The organism is Citrobacter sp. Ce129, assembly GCF_030334545.1.
GTDB classification, from domain to species: domain Bacteria; phylum Pseudomonadota; class Gammaproteobacteria; order Enterobacterales; family Enterobacteriaceae; genus Citrobacter; species Citrobacter europaeus.
In genome coordinates this window covers 434,232-455,624 of sequence record NZ_JAOWDS010000073.1, presented here as the reverse complement: position 1 = coordinate 455,624, position 21,393 = coordinate 434,232, and the positions used below count along the sequence as shown (strand labels likewise).

The 21,393-nt window shown below is 51.3% G+C and carries 17 protein-coding genes and 1 tRNA gene; 12 read left to right on the top strand and 6 right to left on the bottom strand.

The window, feature by feature from the left end:
* Positions 1-54: 54 nt before the first annotated feature.
* Entirely contained in the window at positions 55-1,446 is a 1,392-nt protein-coding gene (gene pgtP, locus OGV77_RS21750; RefSeq protein ID WP_043017094.1) for a phosphoglycerate transporter PgtP, read from the bottom strand.
* 416 nt (positions 1,447-1,862) lie between these two features.
* Between pgtP and pgtC the strand changes: the two genes are divergently transcribed.
* The 3 genes from pgtC to pgtA are packed head-to-tail and all read left to right on the top strand — an operon-like array spanning position 1,863 to position 6,305.
* The gene (pgtC, locus tag OGV77_RS21745) at positions 1,863-3,062 is read left to right on the top strand and encodes a phosphoglycerate transport regulator PgtC (RefSeq protein WP_141110918.1); all 1,200 of its coding nucleotides are present in this window, start codon (positions 1,863-1,865) and stop codon (positions 3,060-3,062) included.
* 11 nt (positions 3,063-3,073) lie between these two features.
* Positions 3,074-5,068, top strand: coding sequence for a two-component system sensor histidine kinase PgtB (gene pgtB, locus OGV77_RS21740; protein ID WP_170928031.1), 1,995 nt, complete (start codon positions 3,074-3,076; stop codon positions 5,066-5,068).
* The gene (gene pgtA / locus OGV77_RS21735; RefSeq protein ID WP_080626272.1) at positions 5,058-6,305 is read left to right on the top strand and encodes a two-component system response regulator PgtA; all 1,248 of its coding nucleotides are present in this window, start codon (positions 5,058-5,060) and stop codon (positions 6,303-6,305) included. The genes pgtB and pgtA overlap by 11 nt, the downstream gene beginning before the upstream one ends.
* 104 nt (positions 6,306-6,409) lie before the next feature.
* On the opposite strand, the gene OGV77_RS21730 is transcribed toward pgtA, so the two are convergent.
* Positions 6,410-6,949, bottom strand: coding sequence for a DUF2058 domain-containing protein (locus OGV77_RS21730; RefSeq protein ID WP_043017090.1), 540 nt, complete (start codon positions 6,947-6,949; stop codon positions 6,410-6,412).
* A gap of 375 nt (positions 6,950-7,324) precedes the next feature.
* On the opposite strand from OGV77_RS21730, the gene OGV77_RS21725 reads away from it, so the two are divergent.
* Both OGV77_RS21725 and OGV77_RS21720 read left to right on the top strand, forming a co-directional pair.
* Positions 7,325-9,223, top strand: a complete 1,899-nt coding sequence (locus OGV77_RS21725) for a methyl-accepting chemotaxis protein (RefSeq protein ID WP_080626273.1) — start codon at positions 7,325-7,327, stop codon at positions 9,221-9,223.
* Between the two features lie 174 nt (positions 9,224-9,397).
* Positions 9,398-10,027, top strand: a complete 630-nt coding sequence (locus OGV77_RS21720; protein WP_043017088.1) for an ECs1377 family protein — start codon at positions 9,398-9,400, stop codon at positions 10,025-10,027.
* A 51-nt stretch (positions 10,028-10,078) separates the two neighbouring features.
* On the opposite strand, the gene OGV77_RS21715 is transcribed toward OGV77_RS21720, so the two are convergent.
* Positions 10,079-10,150 (bottom strand) — tRNA-Arg (locus OGV77_RS21715).
* A 75-nt stretch (positions 10,151-10,225) separates the two neighbouring features.
* Positions 10,226-11,167: a formate/nitrite transporter family protein gene (locus OGV77_RS21710; RefSeq protein WP_043017087.1), complete on the bottom strand. Its 942-nt coding sequence runs from the start codon at positions 11,165-11,167 to the stop codon at positions 10,226-10,228.
* Positions 11,168-11,455: 288 nt separating this feature from the next.
* Here OGV77_RS21710 and mlaA point away from each other — a divergent pair, with 288 nt between their 5' ends.
* Entirely contained in the window at positions 11,456-12,211 is a 756-nt protein-coding gene (gene mlaA, locus OGV77_RS21705; RefSeq protein ID WP_043017086.1) for a phospholipid-binding lipoprotein MlaA, read from the top strand.
* Between the two features lie 59 nt (positions 12,212-12,270).
* Here mlaA and fadL read toward each other — a convergent pair whose 3' ends face one another.
* Positions 12,271-13,551, bottom strand: coding sequence for a long-chain fatty acid transporter FadL (fadL, locus tag OGV77_RS21700; protein WP_043017085.1), 1,281 nt, complete (start codon positions 13,549-13,551; stop codon positions 12,271-12,273).
* Between the two features lie 371 nt (positions 13,552-13,922).
* Between fadL and OGV77_RS21695 the strand changes: the two genes are divergently transcribed.
* From OGV77_RS21695 to sixA, 4 genes are all read left to right on the top strand, one after another.
* Positions 13,923-14,207: a YfcZ/YiiS family protein gene (locus tag OGV77_RS21695; RefSeq protein WP_003028186.1), complete on the top strand. Its 285-nt coding sequence runs from the start codon at positions 13,923-13,925 to the stop codon at positions 14,205-14,207.
* A 176-nt stretch (positions 14,208-14,383) separates the two neighbouring features.
* Positions 14,384-15,694 carry an acetyl-CoA C-acyltransferase FadI gene (fadI, locus tag OGV77_RS21690; protein WP_043017084.1) on the top strand — a complete coding sequence of 437 codons (1,311 nt, stop codon included), beginning with the start codon at positions 14,384-14,386 and terminating at the stop codon, positions 15,692-15,694.
* A complete protein-coding gene (gene fadJ / locus OGV77_RS21685; RefSeq protein WP_087051284.1) occupies positions 15,694-17,841 on the top strand; it encodes a fatty acid oxidation complex subunit alpha FadJ in 2,148 nt (715 codons plus the stop codon). Before fadI ends, fadJ begins: the two co-directional genes overlap by 1 nt.
* A gap of 208 nt (positions 17,842-18,049) precedes the next feature.
* The gene (gene sixA, locus OGV77_RS21680) at positions 18,050-18,535 is read left to right on the top strand and encodes a phosphohistidine phosphatase SixA (protein WP_003028179.1); all 486 of its coding nucleotides are present in this window, start codon (positions 18,050-18,052) and stop codon (positions 18,533-18,535) included.
* Positions 18,536-18,615: 80 nt separating this feature from the next.
* Here sixA and smrB read toward each other — a convergent pair whose 3' ends face one another.
* The gene (gene smrB / locus OGV77_RS21675; RefSeq protein WP_003839296.1) at positions 18,616-19,167 is read right to left on the bottom strand and encodes an endonuclease SmrB; all 552 of its coding nucleotides are present in this window, start codon (positions 19,165-19,167) and stop codon (positions 18,616-18,618) included.
* A gap of 166 nt (positions 19,168-19,333) precedes the next feature.
* Between smrB and prmB the strand changes: the two genes are divergently transcribed.
* Both prmB and aroC read left to right on the top strand, forming a co-directional pair.
* The gene (gene prmB, locus OGV77_RS21670; RefSeq protein ID WP_043017082.1) at positions 19,334-20,266 is read left to right on the top strand and encodes a 50S ribosomal protein L3 N(5)-glutamine methyltransferase; all 933 of its coding nucleotides are present in this window, start codon (positions 19,334-19,336) and stop codon (positions 20,264-20,266) included.
* A 39-nt stretch (positions 20,267-20,305) separates the two neighbouring features.
* Complete coding sequence (gene aroC, locus OGV77_RS21665) at positions 20,306-21,391, top strand: chorismate synthase (RefSeq protein WP_043017081.1); 1,086 nt, start codon at positions 20,306-20,308, stop codon at positions 21,389-21,391.
* The last annotated feature ends 2 nt before the right edge of the window (positions 21,392-21,393 follow it).

Here is a 21,393-nt window from a genome sequence, read left to right as displayed (position 1 = left end):
CTGAGTTATTGAAGTGCCAGCATCGCTGGCACTTTTTTGCGAAACCTACATCGATTACCGGGCATCTGCCAACTGGAGTGAGGCTTCCTCTTGCTGAGCATTTTTTCGCTGTTGTTCGAGCTCCAGCGCGCCACGATGAGAGAGGTAGCAGAACAGGATGCAGCAGACAATCCCACCCATCAACAGATAGAATCCGCCATGCCATCCCATTTTGTCGACCATCACGCCAAACAGACTGGTTCCCAGGGATGCGCCAAAAATGTAGCTCATGAATCCGCGTAACCCGACCGCAGAACCTACCGCGAAACTGGGGACAATTTCCATCGTCTGAACGGACGCGAGGAACTGCGGAACATAAATCAGGCAACCCACGATGGCGGCAAAAATAGTGACCATCACTAACGATTCACTTTTCCAGTAGCCGATCAGGCAGACGAAAATCAGCGCCATACAGATCATAGCCAGCGGCATGCGGCGGCCTTTAAACAGTTTATCAGTGAGCCAACCCGCCAGTAATGTGGATGGAATTGCCGCCCATTCGAAAAACAGGAACGCTACGCTCATTTGTTCTTTCGAGAAATGTTTTTCGGTTAATAAATAAATTGGCAGCCAGCTAATCATGCCAAAACGCACCATATAAACAAAGACGTCTACCAGTGAAACATACCAGGCATTCTTATTGCGCAGGACATAGGTGCAGAAGATCTGGAAGGCGCTCATATTTTCTGGCGCTTCGACAACGTGTCGGGTATTTAATACGACTTTTTCTTCCGGCATCATTTGCTCTAGTGCCGGTAAGCCTTCCTGACGCGGTGAGCCTTTCCCCAGCAGCAGTACAATAAAAGCAAACAGTACGGCAACGCCGGCTGGGACAATATAGCTGGCGCTTTGCCAGTGTTCGCTCCCCAAAATGGCAAAGGCGGCACCAACAATCGGCGCGACAATACCTCCGCCAACGTTATGTGAGATATTCCAGAATGCGCCAACGCGTCCACGCTCTTTACGTGGAAACCAGTTAGCGATGGTAATAAATGAAGGGCCGACGCCCATCCCCTGGAACAAACCGTTGAAAACGACCAGAGCGGCAAAAATCCAGAATCCGGTACTGAACCCCAGGCCTACGTTGACGATAGCACACAGGATCAGGCCGCATGCCATGAAGACTTTTGGGCTGGCCTTATCTGCCAGACTGCTCATTATGCCTTTACTGATCCCATAGGCAATAAGCATGCAACTGCTAAGTAAGCCAATCTGCGTAGCACTGAGATCCAGATGCTCTTTCAGGTATGGAGTTGAGAGCGTGAAGTTATTGCGCACAATATAGTACGCAAGATAGCCAAGAAATACGCTGAGTAATGCCTGCATGCGGTATCGGCTATAAGTAGCCTGGACTTTCTCCGCCGGGACTTTATTTGCCGCTGGCCCTGCCTTAAATATTGATAACATATCATCACCTAAATTTATATTGATGTGAATATCAGGATTTTTCGCAGTGAAGAGTGAAATAGAAGGCAGGGAAACTCAAGTTGATGAAATGAGTCACTATTGACACAAATTGTGTATTGCGTAGCTGATTTTGACTCTTTTTAAATAAAGGATTTTAGAATCTATTCTTTTACGGGCATTTTTATCTTCGGTGTGTGCGGATATTAACAAATTCAGACCGCATTTTCGGGTATTCTTTACTGATGTCGTCACTTTCCGTTTGGTTATTGTACGAATAACCTTATTCTTCTCCCCCTGCGGTGATAAACGGGTAAGTTTTGTCTCAATATTATTTTTTGCACATGTTGGTATTTATGAACGGGATCACAAACAGACTTTTGGGTCGGGGGCGCTTTTGGGCGATCTTGCTCTGTTTTATGTCGCTGTCGGTGAGTAGTCTGGCTTTGGGGAAAGAACTGGTGATGGCGACTACTTTTTCCCCAGGGGCAACGGCCTGGATTATCCAGCGCTGGCAGACGGAGCCAGGGTCAGTGATGATTCGCACGTTAAACCGGACCAGCAGTTCACTGGAGCAACTGCTTGATACTGCCAATGCGGAAAACGTCGATCTGATTCTGACCTCGTCGCCCATGCTGTTGCAGCATCTTCAGGAGCATCAGAAGCTGGCGCCCTTCGATAATGTACTGCCGGAAAGCCAGCGGCTGGTGCCTGACTCGATTCGTTCTACCTCCGTGGCCGTTGCGATATCTGGTTTTGGTCTGCTAATTAACCGTTCTGCGCTGGCGGCGCGTCATTTGTCGCCTCCTGCTGACTGGGGGGATTTAACGCAACCTAAATATCAGAACGCGTTGTTAATGAGTAGCCCGTCGCGTTCCGATACCAACCACCTGATGGTTGAGTCGCTGCTGCAGCAAAAAGGATGGGAAGAGGGCTGGGCGACGCTGTTGGCCAGTGCCGGTAATCTGGTCACTATTTCATCTCGCAGTTTTGGTGTGGCCGACAAAATTAAGAGCGGTCTGGGCGTGGCGGGGCCGGTCATTGATAACTATGCCAACCTGTTGCTAAACGATCCGCACCTGGCTTTTACCTATTTTCCTCGCTCGGCGGTTTCGCCTACTTATGTTGCCGTTCTTAAGAACAGCCAGCACCCCAATGAAGCGCGTCGATTTATCCGTTATCTGTTAAGCCCTGAAGGGCAGCGGATCCTTGCCGATGCGAACACGGGAAAATATCCGGTTACTCAGCTCGCGGCTGATAACCCACGCGCGGCTCAGCAGGCAATTTTGATGAGCCAGCCAGCGCTTAATTATCGCCTGATCCTTAAGCGACAACGGCTGGTACAGCGGATGTTTGATACCGCGATCAGTTTTCGACTCGCGCAACTGAAAGATGCATGGCGGGCGCTTTATAGTGCCGAAGCGCGCCTGAAACGCCCGCTACCTGAAATCAGAGCGTTACTGACCAGCGTTCCGATAGATGCCAGGAACAGTGAAGATGAGGCCTGGCTTGCGCAATTTGATAATAAAAGCGTGGCCGAACAGCAGATGATGGAGTGGCAGTTGTGGTTTCTTAAAAATCAGCGTCAGGCGATTTCCAAACTGGAAGAGTTAAAATGAAAGGTGGATCGATACTGCAACGCCTGCGTCAGCTCAGCATCAGCAGCAGCCTGCGGGGCGCTTTCCTTACCGGCGCATTACTGACGCTGAGCGTAAGCTGCGTCAGTTTGTACTCCTGGCATGAGCAAAGCTCGCAGATACGTTATTCGCTTGATGATTACTTCCCGCGCGTGCATTCCGCTTTTTTGATTGAAGGGAATCTCAACCTGGTTGTGGATCAACTGAATGAGTTCCTGCTGGCCCCCAACACCACGGTAAGGTTGCAGCTACGCAATCAAATAATCTCCCATCTGGATAAGATTGAGGTGCTGAGCCGGGGCTTGCAACCGACAGAGCAGCAGCAACTGGCAGTGCTTTTGCAAGACAGCCGGGCGCTGATGGCGGAACTGGATCGGGTGCTCTACAACCTGTTCCTTGTGCGTGAAAAAGTGAGCGAACTTTCCGCGCGCATCGACTGGCTTCATGATGATTTTACTACTGAGCTGAATTCACTGGTGCAGGATTTTACCTGGCAGCAGGGGACGTTGCTGGATCAGATCGAGGCCAAGAATGGTGATGCTGCGCTGTATCTCAAACGTGCCAGAGAGGTGCAAAACGAGCAGCAGCAGGTCTACACCCTGGCAAGAATTGAAAATCAGATCGTTGATGATTTACGCGACAGGCTCAATGAACTGAAGTCGGGTAGTGACGACGGCATGTTGGTGGAAAATCACATCCGCTATCTGGAGAACCTGAAAAAAACGGCGGATGAAAATATCCGTACCCTCGATGACTGGCCCAGTACGATAACCCTGCGGCAAACTATCGACGAGCTGCTGGAAATCGGCATGATGAAAAATAAAATGCCCGATACCATGCGCGATTATGTCGCCGCGCAAAAAGCGCTGGTTGATGCCAACCATACCCGAGAGGCAACGCTCGGGCGCTTTCGAACGCTGCTGGAAGCGCAGTTGGGAAGTAGCCATCAGCAAATGCAGATGTTTAACCAGCGGCTGGAACAGATTGTTCGCGTCAGCGGCGGACTTATTTTGCTGGCTACGCTGCTCGCGCTACTTCTTGCCTGGGGGCTTAACCACTACTTCATTCGTTCGCGGCTGGTGAAGCGTTTTACCGCGCTCAACCAGGCCGTGGTGCAAATTGGTCTTGGCAGAACGGATGCTACTATCCCGGTTTATGGGCGCGATGAGCTGGGGCGTATTGCAGGCTTGCTGCGCCATACTCTGGGTCAGTTGAGTGCGCAAAAAAATCAGTTGGAGCAAGAAGTGACGGAGCGTAAGGAGATTGAGTCCGATCTCCGGGCGATGCAGGATGAACTGATCCAGACGGCAAAGCTGGCGGTGGTTGGTCAGACGATGACCACGCTGGCGCATGAAATTAACCAACCGCTAAATGCGCTGTCGATGTACTTGTTTACGGCGGGAAGGGCAATTGAGCAGGGCCAATCCGCTCAGGCCAGAAGTACGTTGGCTAAAGCAGAGGGGCTGATTACCCGCATCGATGCCATTATTCGTTCACTGCGTCAGTTTGCGCGTCGGGCCGAACCGGGCGCGCCTTTGCATCCGGTCGACCTACGACAAACGTTCAGCGCTGCCTGGGAACTGTTGGCTATGCGGCATAAGCCGCAGCAGGGCACGCTGACGCTTCCAGACCGGAGCGTGTGGGTGGCAGGTGATGAAGTGCGTATTCAGCAGGTGTTGGTAAACGTCCTGGCAAATGCACTGGATGCATGTCCGACTGCCGCGCGCATAGACGTTCACTGGCAGGCTGAGGGCAGCCAGTTGTGCGTCTTTGTCTGTGATAACGGTCCCGGCTGGCCAGAGGCGTTATTGCCATCACTGTTAAAACCGTTTACCACCAGTAAGGATGTGGGTCTCGGTATTGGCTTATCGATTTGTGTATCGTTAATGACGCAAATGGACGGCGAACTGCGCCTGGCCTCGACGCCGGGTCATAATGCCTGCGTCGTTTTGCAATTTAATCTGACGGATGTAAACGATGTTGAGTGATGAATATTCTGTTCTGCTGATTGATGATGATGCCGATGTTCTCGACGCTTACACCCTGTTGCTTGAACAGGAGGGGTATCGTGTCTGCGCATGCAGTAACCCTTTTGACGCCCGAAACTGGCTGCAGGCCGACTGGCCGGGAATTGTGCTGAGCGACGTGTGCATGCCTGGCTGCAATGGAATTGATTTGATGACGTTGTTTCATCAGGATGATAATCAGCTGCCGATCCTATTGATCACCGGACATGGCGACGTCCCTATGGCGGTAGAGGCCGTGAAGAAAGGCGCATGGGATTTTCTGCAAAAGCCGATCGATCCCGGCAAACTGCTGTCGTTGGTAGAAGATGCGCTGCGCCAAAGAAAATCCGTGATTGCTCGTCGCCACTATTGCCAGCAAAAGCTCCAGGTTGAACTGCTTGGCTACAGTGACTGGGTCAATCAGTATCGCCAGCGCCTCCAGCACCTGGCTGAAACGGACATTGCCGTCTGGTTTTATGGCGAGCCGGGAACGGGGCGTATGACTGGCGCTCGTTATTTACACCAGCTTGGGCGTAATACCGAAGGGCCGTTTATCCGTGGGGAATTGACGTTAGAGAATGCGGGGCAACTGAATGACCTTATTACTCAAGCGCAAGGGGGAACGCTGGTCCTGAGCCATATTGAGTGCCTGACGCGTGAACAACAGCACCATCTGGTACATCTGCAAAGCCAGGAACGGCGTCCGTTTCGCCTGATAGGTATTGGCGCTACATCGCTGGTGGAACTGGCGGCAACCAATCAGATTGTGGCCGAACTCTACTACTGTTTTGCGATGACGCAAATCGGCTGCCAACCTCTGTCACAGCGCCCGGATGATATTGAGCCGCTGTTTCGACATTATCTGCAGAAAGCCTGTCTGCGCCTGAACCATCCCGTGCCCGAAGTTGAAGGAGATTTACTGAAAGGCATGCGGCGTCGTGTGTGGTTAAGCAATGTCCGTGAACTGGCGAATGCCGCCGAGCTTTTTGCCGTTGGTCTGCTTCCACTGGCTGAAACAGCGAATCCGCAGCTGCATCTGCCCGAACCGACACCGCTTGACCGTCGGGTTGAAGAGTACGAGCGGCAGATCATTACTGAAGCGCTAAATATCCATCAGGGACGTATTAATGAAGTCGCGGAGTATTTACAAATCCCGCGTAAAAAACTCTATTTACGCATGAGAAAATACGGGTTGAGCAAAGAACACTATAAGTTTTAGTGGCCAGGATCGGGGAGGAGGAGACGTTGACAGTATTTCGGTGGCGGCGTTAGCGTTCACCGAAATATGCGATGAAATTCCGGGTGATTATTGGGATGTTTCGCTTACCACATCAGATCATCAGGAATGACAAAATCAGCATACGGATCGTCTTCATCCTTCGCTTCCTGGCTCAGTTCGCAATTAAGCACGATATAGCTTGCATCGCGCTGGGCAATCTTGTCGGCGACGACTGCCGGAATGATGGCGTATTCGCTCTCGCTACCACTTTCAGCCGTCAGACGGGCAATGGCCAGACGGCCCTTGATCAACTGAGACTGGGTCACCTTATCAACATAGACTTTTTTGATCAGATTATTGTCAGTAAAGTTGTAACCAATATCGCCACGGGTAATGGTGATTTTATTCATTTCAATCAGTTGTTTGATCTGCGCTTTATACTCTTTAGACAACGCGGCCTGCTTTTGTTGTTCGCTGAGTTGCTTATCACGCTCGATCTGCGCTTTTTTATTCTCTTCAACCGCTTCTCTGGCTTCACGAGCCTGAACGCGCGATTTCTTAGCCGTTCTCTGCACTTTCGCCATTTTTTTGCTGCTGACCAGACCTGCTTTAAGCATCTGTTCTTGTAGGGTAAGTTTTGTCATTGTCGCTTCTAATCCAAAAAAATCGTTGTAAGGATTATAACCTCAACGTTCGGCGGGATGCCAGATAATGGCCGTGTGACAACAGTTACCTCCAGCAATTGTAACTGTTATGGGGCTGACTCTTTTTTATGAATCGTGTTGATAGTTACCCAATTTCTCAAAATTTAATAATATGCTAAATAAATTGAAAAAATGAGATAAAGATTCAATGAGGCTTTGTGTTACAGATGTTTGTATTGCCGATTATAATCAAATAGAGTTATTTTGGCAGATATTCAATCTATAAAACAACCACTTGCTTCTTGATAAAATTTAAAGTGCAGCCTCTTCACGCCGATAACCATAATGAAAATATGGATAATGGAGGGGAGTAGCATGTGGTGGGTTTATCGAATGCCGATGAAAATGAAGTTAATAATCGCGCTACAACCACTATTATTGGCGTTATGTTGGTTTGCAGGTTCAGGAATATTGACGCGCATTGAGACAGAACGGCAGATGGAGAATATTGCCCAGTTGACAGCGCTCGCTCGCAGTGCCGGAAATGTGGTGCATGAACTGCAAAAAGAACGGGGAATGAGTGTCGGATTTCTGGGCGCTGCAGGGAAAACGTTCAAAGATGAGTTAAATGCACAACGGGCTTTGACCGATCGCGAGATTGAGGTTTTCGTGCGCTCGTTGTCCGATACTGCATTACCGGAAGGGGATGTTGCTACCTCTGTCGCTGCGTTTAAGAAAAACATTCTTTCGCTTGCCACCATCCGGGAAAATGTCACGCAGTTGGGGCTTCCAGCCGCAGATGTGGTGAAGTTTTACACCAACGTCATTGCTGATGTGCTGAGTTTTGTCGGCAAGTTGGGACAGTTGACGGATTCTGGCGAAATGGCAAACGCATTCGCCGCCTACTACAACCTGCTGAATTTGAAAGAACAAGCAGGTATTGAACGAGCACTGTTATCAAATATTTTTTCCTCCGGTCATTTCGCCGAAGGACAGTTACATCAGCTCAGTGATGTCGTCAGTAAACAGAACGTCTGGCTGGCACAATCGTTGCGCCTGAGCTCGCCGGAACAGGCGGCCATGTTGAAAAATCGCTTACAATCTGCAGAAGCGTCAAAAGCCCTCTCATTTCGTGAAACCGCGTTTAGCCATGCCGCCAACGGTGGATTTGATGTCGATCCAACTGTCTGGTTTAAAGTACAAACCCAGCGTATTGAAGTGATGCGGCAGATAGAAAATGTGACGGCGAATCTTCTGTTGGCGAATGCGGAAAAACTTGCACAGGATGCACGAAAAAACTGGCAAATATATATGGTCGTCAGCTTGTTAGCGCTACTGGCATCATTGACCTTTGCCGGAGCCATCGCAGTCAATATGCATCGCCAATTCAGCGACACGCTGCGCAAGATTGCGGGTATGAATGGCGATCTGACTCAACGTCTGGCGACGCCGGGTAAAGATGAGCTTTCCTCACTTAATCGTGCCTATAACACCATGCTGGAAAGTATTCAGCATATCGTACAGGAGATTAAACAAGGCTCCGTGGTTTTGTCCGATGCCAGCAGCAGTATTACGGCGGGTAATCAGGATCTGGCCCAACGCACGGATGAACAGGCAGCATCAATAGTACAAGCCGTGGCCAGTATGGAGCAGCTATCAACGACGATTACGCAAACGGCGGATAATGCCCGTGAAGCGGAGCATCTGACAATCAGGCTGGAAAAAGAAGTTCGGCAGGCGAGCAACGTTGCCAGTGCGGCGAACCAGAGTATGGGGGATATTCGCGCTTCCAGTGAGAAAATATCGAATATTGTCACCTCAATTGATGATATCTCGTTTCAGACCAATTTGCTGGCGCTGAATGCGGCAGTGGAAGCAGCGCGGGCGGGAGAGATGGGCCGGGGATTTGCGGTTGTGGCCAGTGAAGTGCGGAATCTTTCGCAACGTTGCGCCAAAGAAGCTAACCAGATCCGCGAGCTGGTTGCGCAGAATATGATCAAAATTAGTGAGGGCGTTGAGCGTGTCACGGCGTCTGCTACCGCGCTGGAAGCGGCGGCGGACAATACCACCAGTATGAAGCAATATATTGCGGATATCGCGCGTGTGGCGACGGAACAGTCGCAAGGGGTAACCCAAATAAACCTGGCGCTGCGACCGATGGAGCAGGTTACTCAGCAAAATGCGGCGCTGGTTTCTCAGGCTGCGAGCGACAGCCAGCGGCTGGACAATCTGTCGGTCACCATGAAGGGGCTGGTCAATCGTTTTGTTGTCTGACATGACGCCGCTGTACCGATCCGGTAATCGCGTCGGATCGGTCAGTTGTCTTCATCTTTGTGTGATGATATGAAGCAAATATTGGGCGGGTTAAGAAAAGATTCCTGACATAGCAATCTTGTCGCTGGTAAAGTGAGCAACCGATACCGAGATGTGGCCAGAAGGGAATTCCGTGTGACTGAACGTATTGATTATGAGACTGAAAAATACAGTTTTACTGAGGCGACTGAGAGTTCCCGCCTTAGGGGCCAGTGGGCTGATGTTATTACTGAATGTCGCGAATTGAAGGCGGGGCCGCAAGAACGTCTGCGTATTGCTTTATTGAATGTAGACTATGTGACCAGTTTTGAGCTGCCTTTCCGCTTGTTATTACTCCGTACTCCACAACTGATTGCCAGCGTGCGTGAAGAGCTGCAGCTTAGTCAGAAAAACGTCATCTTTAACGGCAAACGCTTTGGTTGTGTTTACAGCCTGAAAGCGAATCTCGACGGGATCCCGGATGAATTTCAATACCGTCTGTCGCATCGTATCCGACGCATTGGCCCTGCAGGTTCAAGCGAAGCGCCATATCAGCAGATTGCTAAAGCGGTAAAAGCGCCGCGTGAACGACTGAAGCTGGCTCTGGAATCTGGTCTTGATGTCACGGCTCTGGACGGGCTTTTCTGGTTTGGCAGCCAACGTATAGCTGCTGACGTACTGAGGCTGAGAAAATCGGGGATGCGGATAGCTACAGAGCAGACGATAGTGTCCGACAATCTGACTGCAACAGTGAGGAATGTGCCGTTTTATCGCCAGGCCCTGTGATGAACTGACCGGTAAATGATTGGATTTAAGCAGGAAGCATTAATTTCAGAGTGTCCCCTGCAGGAATCGAACCTGCAACTAGCCCTTAGGAGGGGCTCGTTATATCCATTTAACTAAGGGGACGAAGCGGCACGAGTATAGCGTTTTTTCCTCACAACGGTAAGTCTCAAGCCGCCCGACTGCTCAAACAGTCACCATTTAGTCCTGTTTTTTCTGGTTTTTCTGCTTTTGCTCATCACGCTTTGCTTGCAACCTGGCTTCTTCCTTGCGTTTGTTACTCATATCATTGCGGATCTGCGCATGGCTCATCAGCGCGAAGATAAATGTTCCGCCACAGATATTTCCGGCGAGCGTTGGTAGCGCGAAGGGCCAGAAAAAATCACTCCAGTGCAGCGTGCCATTAAAGACCAGATAGAGAATTTCCACCGAACCGACCACGATGTGCGTGGTATCGCCTAACGCAATCAGCCAGGTCATCAGAATAATGACCACAATTTTTGCTGCCCCGGCAGCAGGAAACATCCACACCATCGTGGCAATTAACCAGCCAGAAATAATCGCGTTAGAAAACATCTCTGTTGGGCTGTTTTTCATCACGTCCATACCAATTTTGACGAAAGCATCGCGGGTCTCTTCATCAAAAATCGGCATATGCTCAAACGCCCATGCTGCAACCCCGGTGCCAATAATATTACCCAGCAGAACCACGCTCCACAGGCGCATCAACAAGCCAAAATTGCCGAGGGTTGGGTTTTGCATCACCGGCAGTACGGCGGTGACGGTATTTTCGGTAAAGAGTTGCTGGCGGGCCATAATGACAATAATAAAGCCGAAGGTATAACCGAGGTTCTCCAGTAAAAATCCCCCTGGTACGCCTTCCAGTTGTACGTGAAAAATCCCTTTAGCCAGTAGCGAGGCGCCCATCGACAGCCCTGCAGCGATGGCTGACCATAATAGCGCCATCGCGTCGCGCTCCATCTCTTTCTCCCCATCCTGGCGGATATGTTCATGGATCGCCATGGCGCGGGAGGGGAGCCTGTCCTCGTCGACCTCAATCTTTTTACCCTCTAACTTTTCATCACTTTCGACCTGAAGCTCGTCGCTGTGCCGATCAATCTTTTCTTTCTCAATGTCATTCATAGCCGAATCCCGAATTAGCACGTATTGCTAAAGCGTAGCGGCTTTTGTCCGAAAATCAGCGGGAGAAAGTCTGAGATAGCAAAAATGGTAACGTTTGTTTTTATCGGGTTAGCTAGAATAGAACCGCCGCGGAGTGCGTATTACCAGGCTATGATCAAATCAGTAAGACAGGGTATATAGACATCATTTGACGTGCTGTTACAATCGCTCACATCTAAACAGGCGGATACGTCCTCGTTCCGTCATGGATGGCAATCAGCGATAGCCATAATACACAGGGAGACACTTATGAAGCTTCGCCTGTCGGCGCTTGCGCTGGGAACCACACTTTTGGTGGGGTGTGCGAGCTCCGGTACTGAACAGCAGGGGCGTTCGGATCCATTTGAAGGGTTCAACCGCACCATGTACAACTTCAACTTTAATGTTTTAGATCCATACGTTGTTCGACCGGTAGCCGTAGCCTGGCGTGATTATGTCCCGCAGCCGGCACGTAATGGTTTAAGTAACTTTACCGGCAACCTTGAAGAGCCGGCCGTCATGGTTAACTACTTCCTGCAAGGTGACCCTTATCAGGGAATGGTGCACTTTACCCGTTTCTTCCTGAATACTCTGTTAGGTATGGGCGGCCTTATTGACGTGGCAGGTATGGCTAATCCGAAGTTACAGCGCGTTGAACCGCACCGTTTTGGTAGTACGTTAGGCCATTATGACGTTGGTTACGGACCGTATATGCAGCTTCCATTCTATGGCAGCTTCACGTTGCGTGATGATGGCGGCGACATGGTGGATACGCTGTATCCGGTACTGTCCTGGCTGACATGGCCGTTGTCGATAGGCAAATGGACGGTTGAAGGGATTGAAACCCGCGCGCAGCTGCTCGATTCCGACGGTCTGCTGCGTCAGTCTTCCGATCCTTACATCATGGTGCGTGAGGCTTACTTCCAGCGTCATGACTTTATTGCGAACGGTGGGAAACTCAAACCAGAAGAAAACCCGAACGCGAAAGACATTCAGGACGATTTAAAAGAGATCGATTCCGAGTAAGGACTGATGAAAATAAAAAGGTGAGCTAAAAAGCTCACCTTTTTTATATCTGAAGAAAATCAGAATGCGTAGTTGAAGTTGGTACCGAACAACCAGGCTTTACCTTCAGAGTCGAAAGTATACGGGCCTTCTTTGACGGTCACTTTCTGACCGTGCATATAAGAGACGCCAACGTCGATGGACGCATCATCATTGAATGCGTAAGTCGTACCCGCACTCAGCCACAGGCGGTCCTGGTCAGGAATGGAGATGGAACGCTTGCTCGCAGGAACCGGGCTATCGTCATAGGCGATACCGGTACGGAAGGTCCAGCTTTTATCCATGTAATAAGTCGTACCCAGCGCGATGCGGTAAGAATCCTTGAAGCCTTCTTCTTTATAGAACAGCGTTTGTCCGTTGGTGCCGGTTGCTTTCAGCTCCTGGAACTGGCTCCAGCTGGTGTATGCGATGCTGTAGTGAATCGCCCACTGCGGGTCTACACGGTTGTAGCCTGACAGTTCCCACATTTCCGGCAGGTTAAGCGTCAGAGAACCTGGGACTGTGGCATTGGTTGTTCCCCACGGGAACGCCGTGCCTGCGCCAGGTAACGCGTTGGCCTGAGTACGGATACCACTTTTATAATCGCCATCAAAGTCGATTTTGACTTCAGAGCGGTACGTTAAGCCATAACGGTTATTTTTATCCAGCTCATACAAAATACCGGCGTTCCACCCGTAGCCCCATTCATCACCCTTCAGGCTGGCAATTTTCTGGTCCACTTTCGGCAATGCAGCAGTTTGTTCGCCGGAATAACGTTCAATTTTTGCATCGGCGTAAACGGCATTAAAACCAACACCAAAGCTCCAGCTATCATTCAGTCGATAGGCTCCGCTCAGGTTCAGGTTGACCGTTTTAAGGTCGGTTTTACCGCCGTATTCGCCGACGATGTAGCTGTCGTTAAATTCGGTTGCCAGGCCATAGTTTGACGTGACAGAAGCACCCCAACCAAACTGGTCGTTAATAGGCATCACGAAGTGAGCATTGGGAACCCACGCCGTAGGGGCGATGTTGTCCGCATCGGTGCTGCGTCCGGTGTATGGCGATCTACCGGAAATATTAACGTCTGGATCGATATACACCGCACCCGCAGAAAAAGTAGGGCGGTCGAACATCATAATCAGTGCCGGGTTACGACTGGCGTTACCTGCATCATCTGCAATAGCGCCTTCACCCGAATATGCCCGGCCAAGGCCAGAGGAAGAAAATTCGTTTAACTGAAAGCCTGCAGACCAGGCCTGTGTGGAGATAATTGCCACTGCGACTGCGAGAGCAGACTTTGTAAACAGGGTTTTCTGGCTCATGACCATAACCTCATTGATTTATTTTTATACAAACAATGTTACATACCGTAACAGGAGCGCGAAGTGTAGGGTCTGAGGTACGACTTAGAAATCAGACCAGTGCCGAGAGTATAGGTCGGACCAGCTGAAATGTTGCAAGTATGTTTATAAATATTTTCAATTCTGATCTCGGAAACGCGATCCAGCTGGCAAAATTGCGGGTATGCGCACTCACCTGTTTGGGTGATTTTTGTTTTAGATCATTTTTAAGTGTGATTTCGGTCACTTATCTCATTTCATACAATTAACGACTGGAGAGGCGAATAATGGGAGCGTAAAATATCCCCATCGTTTATCTGGCACCTCAGGTGCGAATACAGAGGAAATCTACAATGAGTAAATGCAGTGCTGATGAAACCCCGGTTTGCTGCTGTATGGATGTTGGCACCATCATGGACAACTCCGATTGCACCGCGTCATACAGCCGTGTGTTCGCGAATCGCGCAGAGGCAGAAGAAACGCTGGCTGCTCTGACTGAAAAGGCGCGTGGCGTGGAATCTGAGCCTTGCCAAATCACCTCGACCTTTACTGAAGTGTCTGAAGGTGTGCGTCTGGATATCGACTTTGTTTTTGCCTGTGAAGCTGAAACGCTGATTTTCCAGTTGGGCCTGCGTTAATCCCTTCAAAAAATGCCCTTGCTGCCTGGTAGCAAGGGCTTTTTCGTAACTGTCAGTGATTATTCACTGTGTCTTAGCTCCCACTTTCTTTTCTCTCCGCTTGGCTAAATGTAAAAAATTGGTTAAGACTGTGATCAGGTCAGACCACTTATTTTTATTTTTTACAGGGGAGTGTTATGAGTCAGGCTTTACCGCTGGTTACCCGCCAGGGCGATCGCATCGCCATCGTAAGCGGATTGCGTACGCCATTTGCCCGTCAGGCAACCGCATTTCATGGCATTCCCGCCGTAGATTTGGGGAAAATGGTTGTTGGCGAACTGTTGGCGCGCAGCGAAATACCCGCAGATGTGATTGAACAACTGGTTTTTGGCCAGGTGGTGCAAATGCCTGAAGCCCCCAATATTGCTCGTGAAATTGTGCTGGGGACCGGGATGAATGTGCACACGGATGCCTACAGCGTAAGCCGGGCCTGTGCCACCAGCTTTCAGGCAGTGGCGAATGTCGCGGAAAGCCTGATGGCGGGGACGATTCGCGCAGGAATTGCCGGCGGTGCGGACTCGTCGTCAGTTCTGCCGATTGGCGTCAGCAAAAAGCTGGCGCGGGTGCTGGTGGATGTCAATAAGGCCCGGACCACCGGTCAGCGTCTTAAACTTTTCTCCCGACTGCGCTTACGTGACCTGATGCCTGTGCCGCCAGCCGTCGCTGAGTATTCTACTGGTTTACGCATGGGGGATACGGCCGAGCAAATGGCCAAAACTTATGGTATTACGCGAGAGCAACAGGATGCCCTGGCGCATCGTTCTCATCAGCGTGCCGCTCAGGCGTGGGCTGAAGGAAAACTGGCAGATGAGGTGATGACGACCTACGCACCGCCGTTTAAAGATCCTTTTGCAGAAGATAACAATATTCGCGGCAACTCTACGCTGGCCGATTACGCAAAATTGCGTCCGGCCTTTGACCGCAAGCATGGCACAGTGACCGCGGCGAACAGTACCCCGCTAACTGACGGCGCAGCCGCCGTGATTATGATGACGGAGTCGCGTGCGAAAGAGCTGGGACTGGTGCCGCTGGGATACTTGCGTAGTTTTGCCTTTACCGCCATTGATGTCTGGCAGGACATGCTGCTGGGACCGGCGTGGTCAACGCCGCTTGCTCTGGAAAGAGCGGGTCTGACGATGGCAGATTTAACCCTGATCGATATGCATGAAGCCTTTGCCGCACAAACGCTGGCGAATCTTCAACTGCTGGGCAGCGAACGTTTCGCCCGCGACGTACTGGGCAGGGCGCATGCCACTGGCGAGGTTGATGACAGCAAATTTAACGTGCTGGGCGGATCGATTGCCTATGGACATCCTTTTGCGGCGACCGGCGCGCGGATGATCACCCAAACCCTTCATGAGTTACGACGTCGTGGCGGCGGTTTTGGTTTAGTGACAGCCTGTGCGGCAGGTGGTTTGGGTGCGGCAATGGTTCTGGAGGCGGAATAATGGAAATGACATCGGCTTTTACGCTAAACGTACGTCTGGATAACGTTGCTGTTGTCACCATTGATGTGCCCGGAGAAAAAATGAATACCCTGAAGGCGGAGTTTGCTTCTCAGGTGCGGGCCATTCTGAAACAAATTCGTGATAACAAAGCATTGCGTGGCGTAGTGTTCATTTCGGCTAAACCCGATAACTTCATCGCCGGGGCGGATATCAACATGATCGGTAGCTGTCGCAGCGCAGAGGAAGCCGAAACGCTGGCCCGTCAGGGGCAACAGATTATGGCGGAAATTAATGCCTTGCCGATCCCGGTTATCGCCGCGATTCATGGCGCATGCCTCGGCGGTGGCCTGGAAATGGCGCTGGCGTGCCATAACCGTATTTGTACCGATGATGCTAAAACCGTACTGGGTTTGCCGGAAGTGCAGCTTGGTCTGCTGCCTGGCTCCGGCGGTACGCAGCGGCTGCCCCGTCTGATTGGCGTCAGTACCGCGCTGGATATGATCCTCTCCGGAAAACAATTACGCGCAAAACAGGCGCTGAAAGTTGGCTTAGTGGACGAAGTTGTACCGCATACCATTTTACTGGAAGCCGCCGTGGAACTGGCTAAAAAGGACAGTTCCGCTCATCGAACTCTGCCGGTGCGAGAGCGTGTGTTAGCGGGGCCGCTGGGGCGGGCGCTGTTATTCCGCATGGCCAGTAAAAAGACGGCGCAAAAAACGCAAGGTAACTACCCTGCAACAGAACGTATCCTTGAGGTCATCGAAACCGGTCTGGCGCAAGGTAGCAGCAGCGGTTACGACGCAGAAGCCCGCGCGTTTGGTGAACTGGCGATGACATCTCAGTCTCAGGCGCTGCGGCACATCTTTTTTGCCAACACCGATGTGAAAAAGGATCCGGGAAGTGATGCGAAACCCGGCCCGCTTAACAGCGTAGGCATTTTGGGCGGTGGTCTGATGGGCGGCGGTATTGCTTACGTGACGGCCTGTAAAGGCGGCGTACCGGTGCGTATCAAAGACATAAACGCTAAGGGAATCAACCACGCGCTGAAGTACAGCTGGGAACAGCTTGAAACGAAGGTTCGCCGCCGTCATATCAAAGGCAGCGAGCGTGATAAACAGCTGGCGCTGATTTCGGGATCAACCGACTACCGTGGCTTTGCGCATCGCGACCTGATTATTGAAGCCGTTTTTGAAGATCTGGCCTTAAAACAACAGATGGTGGCAGAAGTTGAGCAGAATTGCGCATCTCATACCATTTTTGCCTCAAACACCTCTTCTTTGCCGATTGGCGATATTGCAGCGAACGCTGCCAGGCCTGAACAAGTCATTGGTTTACACTTCTTTAGCCCGGTGGAAAAGATGCCGCTGGTCGAGGTTATCCCGCATGCCACGACCTCTGAGCAGACCATTGCGACAACCGTTAAGCTGGCGAAAAAACAGGGTAAAACACCGATAGTGGTCAGGGATAAGGCTGGATTTTATGTTAACCGCATTTTAGCGCCTTACATCAACGAAGCTATACGTATGCTAACCGAAGGCGAGCGGGTTGAAACCATTGACGCCGCGCTGGTTAAGTTTGGTTTTCCGGTCGGGCCAATCCAACTTTTGGATGAGGTCGGAATTGATACGGGCACTAAAATTATACCAGTGCTTGAGGCTGCATATGGAGAACGTTTTAGCGCGCCTGCAAATGTTGTTGCTTCAATTTTGAATGACGATCGCAAAGGTAGAAAAAATGGTCGGGGTTTCTATCTTTATGGAGTGAAAGGGCGTAAAAGCAAAAAACAGGTCGACCCTGCAATTTATACGCTTATTGGCGTCCAGGGTCAGGGCCGGCTTACCGCCGTGCAGATAGCTGAGCGGTGCGTCATGTTAATGCTCAATGAAGCAGCACGCTGTTTCGACGAGAAGATAGTCCGCAGCGCGCGTGATGGCGACATCGGCGCTGTATTTGGTATTGGTTTTCCGCCATTCCTCGGCGGCCCGTTCCGGTATATGGATTCTCTCGGCGCGGGTGAAGTGGTTGCGACTCTGCAACGACTGACCACGCAATACGGCTCGCGGTTTACACCGTGTGAGCAGTTATTGCAGATGGCGGAACGCGGTGAAAAATTCTGGAATACTGGGGAAACTGACCTGAATTCATGAGGTCAAACGTAGGATGAATCCGCACTGAATGTATGGGTCTCGCTCAAAATGTAAACAGAGATTGACTATACTTACGTCGTTGAGGTAAAAAACAGCGTTTCATTCGGTGAATGGATAAGGCACAATGCCGGCCACCACATCGTTACCACGGTCAATAGGGGCTGCGGATAAAGGTGTCGGTGATTCTGGTTAACAAAAGCGGTGCAATATGCAAGTTTTTATCATGCGTCACGGCGACGCAGCCCTCGATGCCGCCAGTGATTCGGTTCGTCCCTTAACCTCTTGTGGTTGTGACGAATCTCGCCTGATGGCGAACTGGCTGAAAGGTCAAAAAGTGGATATCGAACGTGTTCTGGTGAGCCCGTTCCTACGAGCCGAACAAACGCTGGATGTGGTGGGGGAGTGTATGAACCTGCCAACCGGTGTGGATGTTTTGCCGGAGTTGACTCCCTGCGGCGATGTCGGTCTGGTCAGCGCCTATTTACAGGCTCTGGCCAATGAAGGTATCGCCACGGCACTGGTAATCTCTCACTTGCCTTTAGTGGGATATCTGGTGTCTGAGCTTTGCCCGGGCGAAACACCGCCGATGTTTACCACATCAGCGATTGCCAGCGTTACGCTTGATGAGAGCGGGAAGGGGACTTTTAACTGGCAGATGAGCCCGTGTAACCTGAAAATGGCAAAAGCGATTTAAAAAGTCTGGAATCGGATAAGGCGTAGCCGTCATTCGAAAAATCAAAGAGCCGCAAATGCGGCTCTTTCTGTTTTTTTGCATCACGGAAGTTCAGGCGGTAGCCACTCTTCCACTTCAATCAGCACCAGCAGCGCGGCGTCACCACCGTACTCTTTCGGCGCCTGATGAAACGCCATCACGTGCGGATGCTGCGCCAGCCAGAGCGGCGTTTGCTGCTTAAGAATATGCTTTCCGTGGCCATGCATCACGCAGGCACAAAACACATGTTCGCGACGACAGGCGGCAATCAGCGCGCCTAACTCCTGTTTGGCCTGCTGCTGGGTCAGTCCGTGCAGATCGAGAAACAGCTCCGGGGAGTAATCGCCACGGCGCATTTTTTTCAGTTCGAAATGGCTCACGTCGGCACGCAGGTATCTTACCGGGCCGTCCGTATTCAGCAGCGGCTGAAACTCGTCCGAGAAATAGTGGCTGGCATCAGCCTGCTCTTGTAGCAGCCTTTTAACCGGAACCTCGGCAATTTTTTTACGTGGGGGGCGGTGAACAATGGTGTCCTGTTTAATTTTACGCGTACCGGTCATCAGCTGGCGAAACAGCGTCTGATCCTCCTCGCTGAGCGATGTTTTCTTTTTCATTCGAGAGTCTCAACTTTTATTTTCCGCTAGTTTAACCCGACTCGGCGGGCATCCGATCGCTTAAAACGCAATTTTCGCTCTCAGGCCCTGTGTGAATGCTGATTTATCGCCGTCTTCGTGGCAAACTAGCCGCCGAATTTAATACGAGCATGCCCTGGAGGAATACGTGGATAAAATTTTCGTCGATGAAGCAGTGAGTGAACTGCATACCATTCAGGACATGTTGCGTTGGGCGGTCAGCCGTTTTAGCGCGGCGAACATCTGGTATGGCCATGGCACGGATAACCCATGGGACGAAGCTGTACAGCTGGTGCTGCCGTCACTTTATCTGCCGCTGGATATTCCAGAAGATATGCGTACCGCGCGTCTGACTTCCAGCGAGCGCCATCGTATTGTTGAACGCGTGATTCGCCGCGTCAATGAGCGCATTCCCGTTGCTTATCTGACCAACAAAGCCTGGTTCTGCGGGCATGAGTTTTATGTAGATGAACGCGTGCTGGTTCCGCGTTCACCAATTGGCGAACTTATTAATAATCGCTTTGCGGGTCTTATCAATGAGCAGCCGCAGCATATCCTCGATATGTGTACCGGCAGCGGCTGTATTGCCATTGCCTGCGCCTATGCGTTCCCGGAAGCCGAAGTCGATGCGGTGGACATTTCCACGGACGCGCTGGCGGTGACAGAACACAACATTGAAGAGCACGGCCTGATCCATCACGTAACGCCGATCCGCTCCGATCTGTTCCGCGACCTGCTGAAAGTCCAGTATGACCTGATTGTGACCAACCCGCCGTATGTCGATGCGGAAGATATGTCAGACCTGCCAAACGAATATCGCCACGAACCTGAGCTGGGTCTGGCGTCCGGCAGCGATGGGCTGAAACTGACCCGCCGCATTTTGGGGAACGCCCCGGACTACCTGTCAGATAACGGTATTCTGATTTGTGAAGTCGGAAACAGCATGGTACATCTGATAGAGCAGTATCCGGATGTACCGTTCACCTGGCTGGAGTTCGACAACGGCGGTGACGGCGTATTCATGCTGACCAAAGAGCAGTTAATCGCTGCTCGCGAGCACTTCAGCATTTATAAAGACTAAATACACGCGCACATACACAACACTCATAACGGAGCCGTGATGGCAGGAAACACAATTGGGCAACTCTTTCGCGTAACCACTTTCGGCGAATCACACGGGCTGGCGCTCGGTTGTATTGTCGATGGTGTTCCGCCGGGCATTTCTCTGACAGAAGCTGACCTGCAGCACGATCTCGACAGACGCCGTCCGGGCACATCGCGCTACACTACGCAGCGTCGTGAGCCGGATCAGGTGAAAATCCTCTCCGGCGTGTTTGAGGGCGTTACCACCGGCACCAGCATTGGGCTGTTGATTGAAAATACCGATCAGCGTTCACAGGATTACGGCGCGATTAAGGACGTTTTTCGTCCAGGACACGCCGACTATACCTATGAGCAGAAATATGGCCTGCGCGACTACCGTGGTGGCGGACGCTCATCCGCACGTGAAACGGCGATGCGCGTGGCGGCCGGAGCTATTGCCAAAAAGTATCTGGCAGAAAAATTCGGCGTTGAAATTCGCGGCTGCCTGACGCAGATGGGTGATATTCCGCTGGAGATCAAAGACTGGTCCCAGGTGGAACTTAACCCGTTCTTTTGTCCGGACCCGGATAAACTCGACGCGCTGGACGAACTGATGCGTGGGCTGAAGAAAGAGGGTGACTCCATCGGAGCGAAGGTGACCGTTGTTGCAAGCGGCGTTCCTGCGGGTCTCGGCGAACCGGTATTCGACCGCCTGGATGCCGACATCGCCCATGCGCTAATGAGCATTAACGCCGTTAAGGGCGTTGAGATTGGCGACGGATTTGACGTTGTTGCGCTGCGCGGCAGCCAGAACCGAGATGAAATCACCAAAGAAGGTTTCCAGAGTAACCATGCGGGCGGCATTCTGGGTGGGATCAGCAGCGGGCAACAAATCATTGCTCATATGGCGCTGAAACCGACGTCCAGTATTACCGTTCCAGGTCGTACCATTAACCGCTTCGGTGAAGAAGTCGACATGATCACTAAAGGTCGTCACGATCCATGTGTTGGGATCCGCGCAGTGCCGATCGCCGAGGCGATGCTGGCGATCGTATTGATGGATCACCTGCTGCGTCAGCGGGCGCAGAATGCGGACGTGAAGACCGATATTCCACGCTGGTAAGA